This is a genomic window from Sphingomonas sp. TZW2008 (assembly GCF_002117915.1).
GTDB lineage: Bacteria > Pseudomonadota > Alphaproteobacteria > Sphingomonadales > Sphingomonadaceae > Sphingomonas.
Genome location: NZ_BDJB01000003.1, coordinates 536,100 through 553,088, shown reverse-complemented (window position 1 = coordinate 553,088; position 16,989 = coordinate 536,100). Strand labels below are relative to the sequence as shown.

Annotated in this window: 12 protein-coding genes; 9 read left to right on the top strand and 3 right to left on the bottom strand. The window is 68.3% G+C overall.

All coding sequences use genetic code 11. The annotated features are described in order from the left end of the window. Positions 1-44 precede the first annotated feature (44 nt). Genes B7L05_RS04280 through B7L05_RS04270 form a run of 3 tightly spaced genes read right to left on the bottom strand, consistent with a single transcriptional unit; the run spans position 45 to position 6,438 of the window. Entirely contained in the window at positions 45-3,344 is a 3,300-nt protein-coding gene (locus tag B7L05_RS04280) for an error-prone DNA polymerase (protein ID WP_085808948.1), read from the bottom strand. A 33-nt stretch (positions 3,345-3,377) separates the two neighbouring features. Continuing rightward, the gene (locus tag B7L05_RS04275) at positions 3,378-5,774 is read right to left on the bottom strand and encodes a DNA polymerase Y family protein (protein ID WP_256926596.1); all 2,397 of its coding nucleotides are present in this window, start codon (positions 5,772-5,774) and stop codon (positions 3,378-3,380) included. Further along, positions 5,686-6,438: an ImuA family protein gene (locus tag B7L05_RS04270; protein WP_085808947.1), complete on the bottom strand. Its 753-nt coding sequence runs from the start codon at positions 6,436-6,438 to the stop codon at positions 5,686-5,688. Before B7L05_RS04270 ends, B7L05_RS04275 begins: the two co-directional genes overlap by 89 nt. Positions 6,439-6,646: 208 nt before the next feature. Here B7L05_RS04270 and B7L05_RS04265 point away from each other — a divergent pair, with 208 nt between their 5' ends. From B7L05_RS04265 to rbfA, 9 genes are all read left to right on the top strand, one after another. Beyond that, positions 6,647-7,930, top strand: a complete 1,284-nt coding sequence (locus tag B7L05_RS04265) for a 3-methyl-2-oxobutanoate dehydrogenase (2-methylpropanoyl-transferring) subunit alpha (RefSeq protein ID WP_085808946.1) — start codon at positions 6,647-6,649, stop codon at positions 7,928-7,930. Between the two features lie 74 nt (positions 7,931-8,004). Beyond that, positions 8,005-9,009 carry an alpha-ketoacid dehydrogenase subunit beta gene (locus tag B7L05_RS04260; protein WP_085809098.1) on the top strand — a complete coding sequence of 335 codons (1,005 nt, stop codon included), beginning with the start codon at positions 8,005-8,007 and terminating at the stop codon, positions 9,007-9,009. 7 nt (positions 9,010-9,016) lie between these two features. Continuing rightward, on the top strand, positions 9,017-10,339 hold the full coding sequence (locus tag B7L05_RS04255; RefSeq protein ID WP_085808945.1) for a dihydrolipoamide acetyltransferase family protein: 1,323 nt from the start codon (positions 9,017-9,019) through the stop codon (positions 10,337-10,339). 140 nt (positions 10,340-10,479) lie between these two features. Further along, complete coding sequence (gene rimP / locus B7L05_RS04250; RefSeq protein ID WP_085808944.1) at positions 10,480-11,028, top strand: ribosome maturation protein RimP; 549 nt, start codon at positions 10,480-10,482, stop codon at positions 11,026-11,028. Between the two features lie 3 nt (positions 11,029-11,031). Further along, positions 11,032-12,636, top strand: coding sequence for a transcription termination factor NusA (nusA, locus tag B7L05_RS04245; protein ID WP_085808943.1), 1,605 nt, complete (start codon positions 11,032-11,034; stop codon positions 12,634-12,636). Continuing rightward, a complete protein-coding gene (locus tag B7L05_RS04240) occupies positions 12,636-12,875 on the top strand; it encodes a 4-oxalocrotonate tautomerase family protein (RefSeq protein WP_085808942.1) in 240 nt (79 codons plus the stop codon). Before nusA ends, B7L05_RS04240 begins: the two co-directional genes overlap by 1 nt. A 99-nt stretch (positions 12,876-12,974) precedes the next feature. Further along, positions 12,975-13,721: a DUF448 domain-containing protein gene (locus tag B7L05_RS04235; RefSeq protein WP_085808941.1), complete on the top strand. Its 747-nt coding sequence runs from the start codon at positions 12,975-12,977 to the stop codon at positions 13,719-13,721. After that, positions 13,718-16,468, top strand: a complete 2,751-nt coding sequence (gene infB, locus B7L05_RS04230) for a translation initiation factor IF-2 (RefSeq protein ID WP_085808940.1) — start codon at positions 13,718-13,720, stop codon at positions 16,466-16,468. Before B7L05_RS04235 ends, infB begins: the two co-directional genes overlap by 4 nt. A gap of 47 nt (positions 16,469-16,515) precedes the next feature. Further along, on the top strand, positions 16,516-16,905 hold the full coding sequence (gene rbfA / locus B7L05_RS04225; RefSeq protein WP_085808939.1) for a 30S ribosome-binding factor RbfA: 390 nt from the start codon (positions 16,516-16,518) through the stop codon (positions 16,903-16,905). The last annotated feature ends 84 nt before the right edge of the window (positions 16,906-16,989 follow it).

The window sequence follows — 16,989 nt, the reverse complement described above, 5'->3', positions numbered from 1 at the left end:
CCGGTCGGTGCCGGTTCGACAGGCTTGTTAAGCCGCTCGCTTTATCAATGGAAGTCGTGGCTGCGGATCGGGATCAGATCGCCCGGCGGGCCTTCGCGCGGTCGTTCGCGATAATGGTAATCGGTACGCCCCTTGTGCTTCCAGCCCGGATCGCCGCGATCGGGCGCGCCCGGATGCGTCGCCCCGTCGCCGCGCGATACCATGCTGGGCAGCTTCAGGTGCGGCAGGTCGATCTCGCCCACCTCGCGCAGCATCCACGTGAGATCGGTGATGAGATCCGCGACGACGTGGATCACGATCCCCTCCTTCTGCACGCGACCCTTGATGCTGACCATCGCGGAGGACATCACCGTGCGGCGCTGCGCCTCGAACCGGTCGGGCCACAGGATGCCGTTGGCGATCCCCGTCTCGTCCTCGATCGTGATGAACAGCACGCCCTTGGCGCTGCCCGGCCGTTGGCGGACGAGGATGATGCCGGCGACCTCGATCGCCTTGCCCTCCTTGATCGTCTTCAAATCGCCGCAGCACACCATCCGCCGCCGCGTCAGCCGCTCGCGCAGAAAGGTCAGCGGGTGCTGGCGCAACGTCAGCTGCGTCGCGCGGTAATCCTCCACCACTTCACGGCCGGCGGTCAGCGCGCGCAGGTGGACGGGCTCCTCGCGCGTCTCGATCGCCGCGAGCAGCGGCAGCGGCGTATCGCCCAGCCCGCGGATCGCCCACAAGGCCTGCCGCCGGTCGAGCCCCATGCCGGCGAACGCGTCCGCCTTGGCGAGCTTCTCCAGCGCGGCGAGCGGCACGCCCGATCGCCGCCACACGTCCTCGACCGATCGGAACGGCCGCTCTCCGCGCGCTGCCAGGATCTTGCCACCGTCCACCGCCGACAGCCCGTGGACGATGCGAAGGCCGAGCCGCAGCGGGTGCAATCCGCGTCGCGCCGCCAGCAGCGACGTGTCCCACTCGCTCGTCAGCACGCATACCGGCAGCACCTCTACCCCATGTTCGCGCGCGTCGCGCACGATCTGTGCCGGCGCGTAGAAGCCCATCGGCTGCGCGTTGAGCAGCGCGGCGCAGAACACGTCGGGATGGTGGCATTTCATCCACGACGAGGCGTAGGCGATCTTGGCGAAGCTCGCCGCGTGGCTCTCGGGAAAGCCGTAGCTGCCGAACCCTTCGATCTGCTTCACCAGCCGCTCGGCGAATTCCTGCGCGATGCCGTTGCCGCGCATCCCGTCGATCAGCTTGTCGCGGAACTCGCCGACGCCGCCGGTCATCTTGAACGTCGCCATCGCGCGGCGCAGCAGGTCCGCCTCGCCCGGGGTGAAGCCGGCGCCGAGGATCGCGACTTGCATTGCCTGTTCCTGGAACAGCGGCACGCCCAGCGTCTTCTTCAGCACGTCCCTGAGCAACGGGCTGGGATATTCGATCTTCTCCTGCTCGGCGGCCGAAAGCGCGCGGCGCTTGAGATACGGGTGCACCATGTCGCCCTGGATCGGGCCGGGGCGGACGATCGCGACCTGGATCGCGATGTCGTAGAAATTGGTCGGCTTCATCCGCGGCAGCATGCTCATCTGCGCGCGACTCTCGATCTGGAACACGCCCAGCGTATCGGCGCGGCGGATCATCTTGAAGGTCGCAGGATCGTCGTCCTGCAACGGCTCGCTCGCCATCGTCATCGCGACCTGCTTGTGCTCGGCCAGGAGATCGAATGCGCGGCGCATGCAGCCGAGCATGCCGAGGCCGAGGATATCGACCTTCATGAAGCCGAGATGCTCGATGTCCTCCTTTTCCCATTCGATGACGTGGCGCGCCTCCATCGCGGCGGGCTCGATCGGCACCAGATCGTGCAGCGGATCGCGCGTCAGCACGAAGCCGCCGGGATGCTGCGACAGGTGGCGCGGCGTGCCGATCAGTTCCTTGGCGAGTTCGAGCGCGAGCGCGAGGCGCGGTTCGCCGGCGTCGAGGTTGAGCGCCTGGACGTGCGCGTCAGGCACGCCTTCGTTCGACCAGCCCCACACCTGCCCCGCCAAGGCGCCCGTCATATCCTCAGTAAGCCCAAGCACCTTGCCCACCTCGCGGATCGCGCCGCGCGTGCGGAAGCGGCTGACCACCGCCGTCAGCGCGGCATGGTCACGGCCATAGGTGTCGTAGATCCACTGGATCACTTCCTCGCGCCGCTCATGCTCGAAATCGATGTCGATATCGGGCGGTTCGCGGCGTTCCTCCGACACGAAGCGCTCGAACAGCAGCTGGTGCTTGACCGGGTCGATCGAGGTGATGCCGAGCACGAAGCAGATCACCGAATTGGCCGCCGAGCCGCGGCCTTGGCACAGGATGTCCTGGCCGCGGGCGAACTGGACGATCGAGTTCACCGTCAGGAAATATGGCGCATAGCCCATCTTGGCGACGAGCCGCAGCTCGTGTTCCAGTTTCTGGCTGTACTCGGCCGGCGGATTGCCGTCGAACCGTTGCGCCAAGGCGTTGCGCGACAGCAGTTCGAGCCCTTCCTGCGCGCTGCGGCCGGTCATGATGATCTCGTCGGGATATTGGTAATCGAGGTCCTTCAGCGAAAAGGTGCAGCGTTCGACGATCGCTTCGACCGCGGCGAGTGCATCGGGATGGTCGGCGAAACGGCGCGCCATCGCCGATGGGGGCTGGAGGTAGCGGTCGGCGTGACGCTCGCGGCGGTGGCCGAGCTCATCGATCGTGCACTTCTCACGGATCGCGGTGACGACGTCGTGCAGCATCCGCCGGTCGGGCGCATGGTACAGCACGTCGCCGGTGGCGAGCGGACGCAGGCCGTAGGCATCGGCGGCCTGCACCGTCTCATGCCAGCGGCGGCGCTCGCCCGGCCGGCGCCAGGGGGTGAGGCAAACGTGGCCGCGCGCGCCGAAGATGTCGGCGGTCGCAGCGAGTGCGGTCGGCGCCACGCCGCCGCGCCCGGGCACCAGCGCCGCGATGAGGCCATCAGCCAGCGCGGCGACATCCTCCCAATGCAGGAAGCATTGCCCCTTCTCGCCGCGCTGCGCGTCCGCCCGCGCCTTGCCGCGCGTCAGCAGCCGCGTCAGCCGGCTCCACGCCGCGCGATCCTCCGGCCAGACAAGCAGCGATTCGCCGGTCACTAGGTCGAGCCGGCAGCCGGGGATCGAGCGGATGCGAAGGCCGTTCTTCTTTTTCAGCTGCTCGCAGGCGAACAGCGCGCGCACCACGCCGGCGACCGAATTACGATCGACGATGCCGAGCGCGGGCATTCCCATCACCGCGGCGGTGGAGAACAGCTCCTCGCACGACGAGGCGCCGCGCAGGAACGAGAAATGCGTGGTGACCTGAAGCTCGCTGTACGTCACGGCGTGCTCCCCCGCCGATCAGGCCCGCACCAATCAGGCAAAGGTGCCATGGATGTACCAGCTGCGGTCGCCCGTCTCGGTGCGCTCGCCGTCGCCGCGGCGGAACAGCCAGAAGCGGTGGCCGTCGCTGTCCTCGACGCGAAAATAGTCGCGCACGGCGTCGCGCTCGCCGGACCGGCGCCACCATTCGCCGGTGATCCGTTCGGGGCCATCCGACAGCGTCACCAGATGCTGACGGCCACGCCAGATGAAGCGACGGGGCGCACGATCGGGCAACTCGGCCATCACATTGTCGAGCGGTTCGGGGCGATGCAGCAGGCGCGCCGGGCGCGGCCAGCGCGGATGCCAGGGATGATCGGGCGTGCGGCGGTCGAGCTGGCGCACGTCGTGCAACTTCAACCGCAACCCTTCGGCAGCGGCCGGCCCAAGCGGGTCGAGCGGGCTTACCGAGCGCTCGGGCACGTCGCTCTCGACCGGCTGGTGGCGCCACAAGCGCGCCGGCCCGATGCGGTTGGCGAGCGTATCGACCAGTGGCGCAAGATCGGGTGCCTTTTGCTCCGCCAGCGCCGCGCCGAGCGCTTCGGGTCCGAGTGGATCGGCGCGGACGAGATGCAGCGTCAGCGCGTCGAGGCCGTAGCCGACATCGATCTCCTCGATCCGGCGCGCGATCAGCCGCAGCAGGTGCGCCGGATCGCGGCTGGCGCGCGCAAGGCCGACGCGGATCACCTGATCGGTCGAATCGACACGCGCCGCGACGAACGCGAGCGCACGCGCGCCGACGCCCGCCTCGGCGAGCTCGACCGCCAGATCGTCGATCAGCCCCGCCAGCCAGTGGCCGATCGCCTCGGCGGTGGCGATCGGTTCGGCGAAGCGGCGGGTGACCGCGATCGGCTGTACCGGGACGACGGGATCGAGCGGCTCTGGCGCGGCGCCGGTCGCCTGGTCGAGGCGCTGCGCGATGGCGCGGCCGAAGCGGCGGACGAGCGGCGCGCGCGGCATCGTCATGAGTTCCCCCACCGTGTCGACGCCAAGCCGGGCGAGCAATTCGCGCGCAGCATCGTCGAGACGCAGCGCCGCAACGTGCAGCGGCGCGATCGCCTCGCCGTGCGCGCCGGGCGGAACGATCGCCGCCGTCGCCTTCTGCCGTGCCAGCCCCCACGCCGCGCCGGCGGTATCGGCGATCGCCAGCTGTGCTGAAACGCCGAGCCGCGCGAGCAGGCGCAGCAGGCGCCGCGCCAGTGCCGCCTCACCGCCGTGGAGGTGCGCGGTGCCCGTGATGTCGAGGAACAGGCCATCGCTATCGGAGACCGCGACGACCGGGCACCAGCGGCGGGCGAGCGCGACGGCGAGGCGCAGCAGATCGGCGCGGTCGCCCTCGGGATCGGCATCGCGCACGTCGAGATCGGGAACGGCGGCGCGCGCCTGCGTCAACGCCGTGCCTGGTACGAGGCCGAGCGCCTGCGCCTCGCGCGAGGCGGCGGCGATCTCGATGCGGCTGCCGATCTTGTGCACGGTAACGAGCGGCCGGGGCCTGTCATGCCCGGCGGCTTCGTCCGCGGCCTTGGAGTGGGGCCGGGCAGGGCGCGCGCGGTTCTGATGGTGCACGCGCGCTCGGTTCGCGGCAGTGCGCGTCGGCGGCGCATCGGAGTCGTCCCCTGCGGCCCGCTCGGGACCGGGAGCGACGGCGTCGCATACCCTTGCCACGATGCCGCCGAGGCTGCGGCCGGTATCGAAGAAGGGGGCGACGCCCGGGACATGCGCGCCGGCGTCGTTTGAGCCGGCACGCGCGTATTTGTCGGGATGCGGACCCTCGCCGGGATAGCGGACCGCCGGCATGCCCGTCCTGAGTGGCTGCGGCCGGCCGCCGGCCGGCGGGGCGTTCCAGCGTGCGAGGGCAGCGGCGGCACGATCGTCGGCATTTGGATCGAGCCCGTCGAAGCCGCGCCAACGCTGGCTCGGCACGTCTTCCGGATCGGGGCGGACGGGCAGCGTCGATTGCACCGGACGTACGCCTTCGTCGGGCGGCATCGCGCGGAACGGATTGTCGGCGGCTTCGCTGCGGCGACCCATTTCGCGCATCGGCGGGCGCCGATGTTCGGGCATCGCCTCGATACGCCGTGCGACGTCCGCGCGCGTCGACTGCGACCACGGTTTGTCTAGTGATTTGTCCTGGGGGCTGTCCTGAACCCTGTCGGACGGCGCCGCGGCATCCGAACGCGCCCAGCGCGCACCTGGACGCCAGCCGGTGTTCTTGGGCGCGTCGCATTGCAGCACCTGCTCCTCAGCCACGGCGGCGGCGAGCGGCGCGAGATCGAGCGGGACGCCCGAATCGCGAACGGCATCAGGCCGCGGCGGAGCGTGGCGACGCTCGGCCCGACGCACGCGATCGATCGCCCAGTGCGGCAGGTAGAGCGAGACGACCCGTGTCATCGCAAGCCTCCATCAGCATGTTAAAAGGTTCGCCGCCGCGCTGGCGATCGAGTGCCACGTTCCAGCGCGCGCGGCCGAGGCTGCCCGACCGATCGGGCACCGACGGGGCCGAGGCGATCCGCCAGCGCGTGAGCGCGGCGGACGGCATGCCGAGCGGGTCGACGCCCTCGCGTGCGTGGCGGCGCATCAGCAGCGCGATCGTACGCCCGCCTTCGGCCGCGAGCTGCAGCCGACGCGTCGCCGCCAGCCCTGCGCGCTTCACCTCGCCGATCACCGCGCCGAGGCCGCGGTGCCGGAGCCCTTCCTCCATCAGCGCGAGCAGTTCGGCATCGTCGCGCGCCTCGGCATAGAGGACGCGTTCGGGGGCGAGCCCCGCCTGGTAGAGCCCCGGCGCGAACAGGTCGCGCCGCCGCACCACCCACAATACCGGACCTGAGGCGCGCGCTGCGATTCCGGCGATGAACAGCGTCGCCGCCGCATCGTCGCCCAGCGCCGCGGTGTCAGCCGCCACTTCGTGCAGTGCATCGAGCCGGAGGCCGCCGTCGGCCAGTTTCGTATCAATCGGGGGGATGCCGAACGGCAGCGTCTCGCGCCGCCGGTAGCCATCGCCCTCGATCGCGCGTAGCGTCTCGCGAAGCTCGGCAATGACGGCTGGGGACGACACGTTTCTCGACTCGCTCGCTACGAATGTTCCTATTTTGTTCCAACGCTGCGGAGAGTCAATCGTTCATCACGGCTGCTTGGCCGGCGAGAAAGCCAGGCACATCGTTTCAGCTGAAACGACCTCTTTCGCGAGCGGGTGAAATTTTATAACAAGGCGCCGAGCGACGCGTTGGTGCGTTTTGCCCGACGCGTTTGAAACCGGAGAGACCATGGCGGACGCCGCCCGCAGCAACCTGCCCCCGCTCGCGCTGCATGTGCCCGAGCCCAAGTTCCGCCCCGGCGACACGGTCGACTTCGCCGACGTCGACGTCCCCCCCGCGGGATCTGCCCGGCGGCCCGACACCGCCGAGGATGCGCGCGGTTTCACCGATCTCGTCTACACGATGGTGCGCGTGCTCGACGAGGAGAACCGCGCGGTCGGCCCTTGGGATCCCAAGCTGTCACCCGACACGCTGCGCCGCATGCTGCGCCACATGGCGACGGTGCGCGCATTCGACGAGCGCATGTTCCGCGCGCAGCGACAGGGCAAGACGAGCTTCTACATGAAGTCGCTCGGCGAGGAGGCGGTGGCGGTACCGCAGGCCTATGCGCTCGATGCCGAAGACATGTGCTTCCCCTCGTATCGCCAGCAGGGCCTGCTGATCGCGCGTGGCTGCCCGCTGGTCGACATGATGAACCAGATCTACTCGAATCGCGGCGACAAGCTGCAGGGCAAGCAGCTGCCGATCATGTATTCGGAGAAGCGCTTCGGCTTCTTCTCGATCTCGGGCAATCTGACGACGCAATATCCACAGGCGGTGGGCTGGGCGATGGCCTCCGCGTCGAAGGGCGACACGCGCATCGCGGCGACCTGGTGCGGCGAAGGATCGACCGCGGAAGGCGACTTCCACTCCGCGCTGACCTTTGCGACGGTCTACCGCGCGCCGGTGATCTTCAACGTCGTCAACAACCAGTGGGCGATCTCGAGTTTCTCGGGCTTCGCGGGGGCGGAAGCGACGACGTTCGCGGCGCGTGCGGTCGGTTACGGCATCGCCGGGCTGCGCGTCGACGGCAACGACGCGCTGGCGGTTTATGCGGCGACGCAATGGGCGGCGGAGCGCGCACGGACCAACCAGGGACCGACGCTGATCGAGCATTTCACCTATCGCGCGGAAGGCCATTCGACCTCCGACGATCCGACGCAATATCGCTCCGCCGGTGAGCCGACCGCGTGGCCGCTTGGCGATCCGATCCGTCGGCTCAAGGATCACCTCGTCACGATCGGCGAGTGGGACGACGAGCGACACGCGGCGATGGACCGCGAGGTCGCCAGCGAGGTGAAGGCGGCGCAGAAGGAAGCCGAGAAGAACGGTATCCTCGGCCACGGCTTGCACCAGCCGCTCGATACGCTGTTCGATGGCGTGTTCGAGGAAATGCCCTGGCACCTGCGCGAGCAGCGCCAGCAGATGATCGACGAAGAGACCGAGAGCGGCCGACCGTGGGATCGAAAGTGAGCGACGTGGCTGATACGAACGATGCGCCGGCTGTGCCGGTTGTGGCGGATGCCGCCACGGACGCCACCACCCGCATGAACATGATCCAGGCGATCAATTCCGCCATGGACGTGATGATGGAACGCGACGCGGGCGTCGTGGTGATGGGCGAGGATGTCGGCTATTTCGGCGGCGTGTTCCGCGCCACCGCGGGCCTGCAGGCGAAATACGGCAAGACGCGCGTGTTCGACACGCCGATCACCGAGATCGGCATCATCGGCGTGTCGATCGGCATGGGCGCCTACGGCCTTCGCCCGGTGCCCGAGATCCAGTTCGCCGATTATATCTACCCTGCGCTCGACCAGCTCGTCAGCGAGGCGGCGCGGCTGCGCTACCGCTCGGACGGCGAGTTCACCGCGCCGATCACGGTGCGCTCGCCGTTCGGCGGCGGCATCTTCGGCGGGCAGACGCACTCGCAAAGCCCGGAGGGCATCTTCACCCACGTGTCGGGGCTAAAGACGGTGATCCCGTCGACGCCGTACGACGCCAAGGGGCTGCTGATCGCGGCGATCGAGGACAATGATCCGACGATCTTCTTCGAGCCCAAGCGCATCTACAACGGGCCGTTCAACGGGCATTGGGATCGCCCGGCGGCGAACTGGTCTAAGCATCCCGGCGGCGAGGTGCCGACCGGCTATTACAAGATCCCGCTCGGCAAGGCGGCGGTGGTACGCAAAGGCGAGGCGGTGACGATGCTCGCCTACGGTACGATGGTGCACGTCTGCGCGCAGGTCGTCGAGGATACCGGCGTCGATGCCGAGATCATCGACCTCAGGACGCTTGTGCCGCTCGACATCGAGACCATCGAGGAAAGCGTGAAGAAGACCGGGCGCTGCCTGATCGTGCACGAGGCGACGCGCACCGGCGGGTTCGGCGCGGAACTGTCGGCGCTGGTGCAGGAGCGCTGCTTCTACCACCTCGAAGCGCCGGTGGAGCGGGTGACGGGCTTCGACACGCCCTATCCGCACAGCCTGGAGTGGGCGTATTTCCCCGGCCCCGTGCGCATCGGCATGGCACTCAAGAAGATTCTGAAGGACTGATCGGCACATGGCGCGTTTCACGTTCAAGCTGCCCGACATCGGCGAAGGCATTGCCGAGGCGGAGATCGTCGGCTGGCACGTCAAGGTCGGCGACCGGGTTGAGGAAGACCAGAATATCGCCGACATGATGACCGACAAGGCGACCGTCGAGATGGAATCGCCGGTGTCGGGGACGGTCGTCGAGGTTGCCGGCGAGGTTGGCGATCAGGTGGCGATCGGCGCGATGCTGGTGGTGATCGAGACCGAGGCAGACGCAGCAGACAACGCTCCCGCCCCCGCCGCGACGGTGGAGCAGAAGCTCGGCGGTGCGGACGAGGCCGAGGCGTTTGAGGCGGAGAACCCGGGCGTCGAGGAAGTCGCGGAAACTGTGTCTTCCGCCGCTCCGGCACCAGCTGCCGCCGCGCCCTCTGCGCCGCAGACATCGCCTGCGGATATCGCGCCGAGCGCGCCTGCCGTGTCGCCGGCCGCGCCCGTTCTCGCCTCCCCGACGGTGCGTGCGCGCGCGAAGGACCTCGGCGTTGACCTGACCCAGGTGAAGGTGTCGGAGGGCGATCGCATCCGTCACGCCGATCTCGACGCCTATCTGCGCTACGCCGGCGGGCAGGGCTATCACGCGCCGCACGCCAGCCGCGCGCGGGCGGACGAGCAGGTCAAGGTGATCGGGATGCGCCGCCGCATTGCCGAGAACATGGCAGCGTCGAAGCGCCACATTCCGCACTTCACCTATGTCGACGAGATCGACGTGACCGCGCTGGAAGAGATGCGCGCGGACCTCAACGACAATCGTGGTGGGCGGCCCAAGCTCACCATGCTGCCGTTTCTGATCGTCGCGATCTGCCGCACGTTGCCCGACTTTCCCATGCTCAACGCGCGCTACGACGACGAGACGGGTGTGGTGACGCGCTCGGGGAAAGTGCACATGGGGATCGCGGCGCAGACCGACGCCGGGCTGACGGTGCCGGTGATCCGCGACGCGCAGGACAAGAACGTGTGGCAACTCGCGGGCGAGATCGGGCGCCTCGCCGAGGCGGCTCGCACGCAGAAGCTGAAGCCCGACGAATTGGGCAACGGGACGATCACCGTCACCTCGCTCGGGCCGCTCGGCGGCATCGCGACGACACCGGTCATCAACCGACCCGAGGTCGCGATCATCGGGCCGAACAAGATCGTCGAGCGGCCGGTCTTCAGGGGCGACGACATTGTTCGCGCCAAGCTGATGAATCTGTCGATCAGCTGCGACCACCGCGTGGTCGATGGCTGGGACGCGGCGAGCTACGTCCAAGCGGTGAAGAAACTGCTCGAAACGCCCGTGCTGCTGTTCGCCGACTGACCGGCCCGCCGATCATTGCGTACGGGGATTGTCGCGGGCGGGCGCCTGCGCTATATCGCGCGTGCTTTCTCTTACATCGTTAGATGCAAGGGGTCGCGGGGCTCGCTCCGCGGCGGCAACGACCCGTGCTTGGAGCCTCGATGACGGACATTTCCGCGCTGATTCGATTGATCGAACCCGAAGCGACCGCGCTCGGCTTCGATCTCGTGCGCGTGGCGTTGTTCGGCAAGGGCGATGAGCGCACGTTGCAGGTGATGGCCGAGCGGCCCGATACGCGGCAGCTCACGATCGACGACTGCGCCGATCTGTCGCGTCGCATCTCCGACGTGTTCGACGCGCTGGAAGAGGCGGGGCGTGATCCGATCGACGGCGCCTACCGCCTCGAAGTGTCGAGCCCCGGGATCGATCGTCCGCTGACCCGCCTCGCCGACTATGCCGACTGGCAGGGGCATGAGGCGAAGCTGACGCTCGACGCGCCGCTCGACGGGCAGAAGCAGTTCCGCGGCGAGATCGCGGCCGTCGACGGCGAGGACATCTCGATCCGCAATCGCACCGGCAGCGTCGCGAGCGTGCCGTTCGGCCGGATCGTCGATGCCAAGCTGGTGCTCACCGACAAGTTGATTGCAGCAACCGTCCCGCTCTCGATCGAAGGCGCGGACGAGGAAGAAATCGAAGCAGAGGAATCCTAAGCAATGGCCACCGGCGTCACCGCGAACCGCGCGGAACTGATCGCGATCGCCAACAGCGTCGCCAGCGAGAAGATGATCGACAAGGCGATCGTCATCGAAGCGATGGAGGATGCGATCCAGCGTGCGGCGCGTACGCGCTACGGCCAGGAAATGGACATTCGCGCGAAGCTCGACGCGAACAACGGCGATCTGCGACTGTGGCGCGTCGTCGAGGTCGTTGAGGAGGTCGACGATCTCTACAAGCAGGTCGACGTCGCCGGGGCGCAGAAGCTGCAAACTGGCGCCAAGGTCGGCGACTATCTGGTCGATCCGCTGCCCCCGATCGAATTCGGCCGCATCCAGGCGCAGGCTGCCAAGCAGACGATCTTCCAGAAGGTCCGCGATGCAGAGCGCGAGCGCCAGTATGAGGAATTTAAGGATCGCGCGGGCGAGATCATCACCGGCGTCGTCAAGCGCGTCGAGTTCGGCCACATCGTCGTCGATCTGGGTCGTGCAGAGGGCGTGATCCGCCGCGACCAGCAGATCCCGCGCGAAGTGGTGCGCGTGAACGACCGCATCCGCAGCCTTATCCTAAAGGTGGTCCGCGAAAACCGTGGGCCGCAGATCTTCCTCAGCCGCGCGCATCCCGACTTCATGAAGAAGCTGTTCGCGCAGGAAGTGCCCGAGATCTACGACGGCATCATCGAGATCAAGGCCGCCGCCCGCGATCCGGGTTCGCGCGCCAAGATCGGCGTCATCAGCCACGACTCGTCGATCGATCCGGTCGGCGCTTGCGTCGGCATGAAGGGCAGCCGCGTCCAGGCCGTCGTGCAGGAGATGCAGGGCGAGAAGATCGACATCATCCCCTGGTCGCCCGACATCGCGACCTTCGTCGTCAACGCGCTGCAGCCGGCCAACGTTAGCCGCGTGATTATCGACGAAGAAGAGGAGCGGATCGAGGTCGTCGTGCCCGACGACATGCTGAGCCTCGCAATTGGCCGCCGCGGGCAGAACGTGCGTCTCGCCAGCCAGCTGACGGCCAAGGCAATCGACATCATGACCGAGACCGATTCGTCGGAGAAGCGCCAGCAGGACTTCGTCACGCGGACCGAGATGTTCCAGAACGAGCTCGACGTCGACGAGACGCTGGCGCAGCTGCTGGTGGCGGAAGGCTTCACCGAGATGGAGGAGGTCGCTTACGTCGAGCTCGACGAGCTCGCTGCGATCGAGGGCTTCGACGAGGATCTCGCGCAGGAGCTGCAGAGCCGCGCTGCCGAGGCGATCGAGCGCCGCGAGCAGGCCAATCGCGACGAGCGCCGCGCGCTTGGCGTCGAGGACGCCGTGGCTGAGCTGCCGCACCTGACCGAGGCGATGCTGGTAACATTGGGCAAGGCCGGGATCCGGACGCTCGACGATGTCGCCGATCTCGCCACTGACGAGCTGATCGAGAAGAAGCGTGCCGAGCCGCGCCGCCGCAACGAGGACGCGCCCAAGCGTCCCGAGCACAAGGGCGGGGTGCTTGGTCAGTATGGCCTCACCGAGGAGCAGGGCAACGAGATCATTATGGCCGCACGCGCGCATTGGTTCGAGGATGAGCCGGCGGCGCAGACGGAGGGATCGGAGGCCTGATGCCGTTCGTCTCGATCAGGATATCGGGCTCCGCATCGAAGGAGCAGAAGGCGGGGATCGTGGCTGACGTCACGTCCTCGCTCGTCACCCGGCTGGGCAAGAACCCGGCCGCGGTGCAGATCGTGATCGAAGAGGTGTCGACGGAGAATTACGGCGCCGGGGGCGTGCTGATCGCCGATCGGGACGCGCCCAAAGCGGCGACGAGCGAGGGAGACGCGCATGCGGGTCCCTCGCAATGATCGGCTAACGACACTCCGGCAGGTTCGGCTTCAACTGTCTCCCACCTCGGCGGGCGGTGACGTCGTGCGCATGTCCCGCCGCCGCGATGGAGGCGGCGCATGAGCGATCCTATCCGGACCTGCATTCTCTCGCGTGACGAGGCCCCCCGTGATGGCCTCGTCCGACTCGTGCGTGCGCCGGACGGCCGCGTCCTGCCCGACGTGCGCGCCAAGGCGCCGGGGCGCGGGGCGTGGATTGGCGTGACGCGCGCGGCGCTCGAGACGGCGCAGGCCAAGGGCAAGTTGCGCGGCGCGCTGGCGCGGGCGTTCAAGACGGGCGAGATCGTCATCCCCGATGATCTTGCCGCGCTCGTCGCCGAGGCGCTCGAACGCAATGCGCTCGACCGGCTGGGGCTCGAATCGCGCGCCGGCATGCTGCTTACCGGATCGGAACGGATCGCGGAGGCGGCGCGGGCCGGGCGTCTCCACGCACTCTACCATGCCGCCGATGCGAGCGAGGACGGCTGTCGCCGGCTGGCACAGGCATGGCGGGTGGGATCGGACCGCGAAGGCTCCGATCTTCGGGGCTTGGTTCTTCCGGTCGCGCGCCCCATATTGTCGATGGCGCTGGGCCGCGAAAACGTGGTACATATCGGCGTCACCGACCGCTTGGCGGCCGGCAGGTTGGGCGAGGCGCTCGATCGCTGGCGGCATTTCATCGGCCCCGACCCTGTGGGTTTCCGTCAAGGCGATGCCTCGACGGCGAACCCGATTGCCGCACCTTGCGCAACGGCCGCGCAAGGCGCATCGGCGCCCGGACTTTCCGGGCATGAACCGGCCGTGACGACACACGAGGATTTTGAGTGAGCGAGACCGACAACGAAAAGCCGAAACTTGGCATGCGCGCGCCGCTGGGCGTTCGGCGCACGGTCGAGACCGGCAAGGTGAAGCAGAGCTTCAGCCACGGCCGCTCGAACACGGTGATCGTGGAGACGAAGAAGGCGCGCACGATCCGTCGCCCGGGCGATCCGGCGCCGGTCGCAGAAGCGCCCGTCGCGCCGGCACCGGTTGCAGCGCCGGCTGCACCCGCCCCTGCGCCGACGCCGCCGCGCGCGCCGTCGAACGAGACGCCGCAGGAGCGTCAGGCCCGCATGCTGCGCGAGGCCGAGGATCAGCGGATGCGCACGCTCGAGGAGCTGCGCCACCGCGAGGAAGCCGAGCGTGCGCGCGCCGCGGAAGACGAGCGCCGCCGGGCCGAGGAAAAGGCGGCAGCGGAGGCCGAGCAGGCAAAGGTCGCCGCTACGCCGGCGCCTGAGCCGACGGCCGCACCCGAGCCGGCGCCCGAGCCTGCTCCTGCCCCGGTAGCCGAAACGCCGGTGACTGAAGCGCCTGCTGCGCCAACGCCGGCGCCCGTTGCTGCCGCCACCCCGCAGCCAGCGGCACCGGCTGCGCCTGCGACGCCGGCCGCACCGCCCGCGCCGCCGCAAATCCTGGAACTGGCGCGCGATCCGTCGATGCCGGCGCCGCGCCGCTTCTCGCCGGTGGCGCGTCCCGAGATTCCCAAGCCGCAGCCGAAGCCCGAGCCCAAGCCCGAGCCGGCACCCGCTGCGGCGTCGACTGCGAGCGGCAGCCAGCCCACGCGCAGCCTGCCGTCGGGTCAGGCCACGCCGCGCAGCGCGCCGCCGGCGCGCCCGCAGCAGCGTGATCGCAAGGGCGACGAACGTCGCGGCGGCAAGCTGACCGTCAATCGTGCCCTGAACGAGGACGGCGCGCGTGCCCGCTCGCTCGCCGCGCTGAAGCGTGCGCGCGAGAAGGAGAAGCGCGGCTGGACCGGCCCGCGCGAGCCGCAGGCGAAGCAGGTGCGCGACGTGCAGGTGCCCGAGGCGATCACCGTCCAGGAACTCGCCAACCGCATGGCCGAGCGTGGCGCGGACCTCGTCAAGGCGCTGTTCAAGATGGGCTCGCCCGTCACGATGACGCAGACGATCGATCAGGATACGGCCGAGCTGCTCGTCACCGAATTCGGTCACAACGTCGTACGTGTCAGCGACAGCGACATCGATCTGGTGCTCGACACCACCGAGGATACCGAGGAGCAGCTGCTGCCGCGTCCCCCGGTCGTCACGATCATGGGTCACGTCGATCACGGCAAGACCAGCCTGCTCGACGCGCTCCGCGGCACCGATGTGGTGCGCGGCGAGGCCGGCGGCATTACGCAGCATATCGGCGCCTATCAGGTGACGCTGAAGGACAAGTCGAAGATCACCTTCCTCGACACGCCGGGCCACGAGGCGTTCACCGCGATGCGCGCGCGCGGCGCGGACGTGACCGACATCGTGGTGCTGGTGGTTGCCGCTGACGACGGGCTGATGCCGCAGACGATTGAGGCGATCAACCACACCAAGGCCGCCGGCAAGCCGATGATCGTCGCGATCAACAAGATCGACAAGCACGACGCCAATCCGCAGCGCGTGCGCGAGCGGCTGCTCGAGCATGACGTCCAGGTCGAAGCGATGGGCGGCGAGACGCAGGACGTCGAAGTGTCGGCGCTCAAGAAGACCGGCCTCGACGAGCTGATCGAGAAGATCCAGCTGCAGGCCGAACTGATGGAGCTGAAGGCCAACCCCAATCGCGATGCCGAGGGCAGCGTGATTGAGGCGAAGCTCGACAAGGGGCGCGGTCCGGTCGCGACGATGCTCGTCACGCGCGGCACGCTCAAGGTCGGCGACATCTTCGTCGTCGGTGCGGAGAGCGGCAAGGTGCGTGCGCTGGTCGACGACAAGGGACGCCAGCTCAAGCAGGCCGAGCCGTCGATGCCGGTCGAGGTGCTCGGCATCTCTGGCACGCCATCGGCGGGCGATCGCCTGCAGGTGGTGGAGAGCGAGGCGCGTGCGCGCGAAGTCGCCGAATATCGCCAGGGCGTGCTGACGCAGAAGCGCACCACGTCGGCGCCGGCCAGCCTCGAGAGCATGTTCTCCGCGCTCGCGGCGAACAAGGCGATCGAATATCCGATCGTCGTCAAGGCGGACACGCAAGGCACCGTCGAGGCGATCGTCGCGTCGCTCAACAAGCTGTCGACCGACGACATCCGCGTGCGTATCCTGCACTCGGCGGTCGGCGGTATCACTGAGAGTGACGTCAACGCCGCAGCGGCATCGGGCGCGCCGATCATCGGCTTCCACGTTCGCGCCAACGCCAAGGCGCGCGAAATCGCCGATCGGCACAAGGTGGCGCTGAAATATTACGACGTCATCTATGACCTGATTGACGAGATCCGTGCGGGCATGGCGGGGCAGCTCGGGCCGGAAGCGTTCGAGACGGTCGTCGGCCGCGCGGAGATCCGCGAGGTGTTCTCGGCCGGCAAGCATGGCCGCGCTGCCGGTCTGCTGGTCGTCGAAGGCGTCATCCGCAAGGCGCTCAAGGCGCGCATCACGCGCAACGACGTCATCATCTACCAGGGTGAGATCGCGTCGCTGCGCCGCTTCAAGGACGACGTGCCCGAGGTTCGCGCTGGCCTCGAGTGCGGCGTGACGTTCACGCAGAACTTTACCGACATCAAGTCGGGCGACTTCCTCGAGACCTACGAAGTCGAGATGCGCGAGCGCACGCTCTAAGGGACGATCCCCTCCGTCGCTGTGCGGCGGAGGGGAGGTTTTGCACGATGACCGAACAGCCAGAGAAATCCGTTCGCACGCTGCGCGTCGGTGAGCAGGTGCGCCACATCCTGTCCGAGATTTTGCAGCGTGGCGACGTGCACGACGACGTGCTCGCCAGCCACCTCGTCAGCGTCACCGAAGTGCGCATGTCGCCCGACCTGCGGCATGCGACCGTGTTCGTGAAGCCGCTGCTCGGCCGCGACGAGGAGAAGGTGCTGAAGGCGCTGCGTACCAACACCGCCTATCTGCAACGCGAAGTCGCACACCGCGTGAAGATGAAATATGCCGCGCGGCTCAAGTTCCTCGCCGACGAGAGCTTCGACGAGGGCACGCACATCGACCAGCTGCTTCGCGATCCCAAGGTCGCGCGCGATCTGGACGGCGACCGCGACTGATCGGAACACTCGGCCGATTCAGTTGCGCGGTGATCTCGCGCAATGATGCTACTGCGCTTCCCGTTGATGCAGCTAGCCCCTTGC

Excerpts from the sequence above, each read along its gene's own strand:
- B7L05_RS04240 (WP_085808942.1), top strand. The coding sequence starts at position 12,636 with ATGCCGTTCGTCTCGATCAGGATATCGGGCTCCGCATCGAAGGAGCAG.
- B7L05_RS04265 (WP_085808946.1), top strand. The coding sequence starts at position 6,647 with ATGGCGGACGCCGCCCGCAGCAACCTGCCCCCGCTCGCGCTGCATGTG.
- rbfA (WP_085808939.1), top strand. The coding sequence starts at position 16,516 with ATGACCGAACAGCCAGAGAAATCCGTTCGCACGCTGCGCGTCGGTGAG.
- B7L05_RS04260 (WP_085809098.1), top strand. The coding sequence starts at position 8,005 with ATGAACATGATCCAGGCGATCAATTCCGCCATGGACGTGATGATGGAA.
- B7L05_RS04275 (WP_256926596.1), bottom strand. The coding sequence starts at position 5,774 with ATGACACGGGTCGTCTCGCTCTACCTGCCGCACTGGGCGATCGATCGC.
- nusA (WP_085808943.1), top strand. The coding sequence starts at position 11,032 with ATGGCCACCGGCGTCACCGCGAACCGCGCGGAACTGATCGCGATCGCC.
- rimP (WP_085808944.1), top strand. The coding sequence starts at position 10,480 with ATGACGGACATTTCCGCGCTGATTCGATTGATCGAACCCGAAGCGACC.
- B7L05_RS04235 (WP_085808941.1), top strand. The coding sequence starts at position 12,975 with ATGAGCGATCCTATCCGGACCTGCATTCTCTCGCGTGACGAGGCCCCC.
- B7L05_RS04255 (WP_085808945.1), top strand. The coding sequence starts at position 9,017 with ATGGCGCGTTTCACGTTCAAGCTGCCCGACATCGGCGAAGGCATTGCC.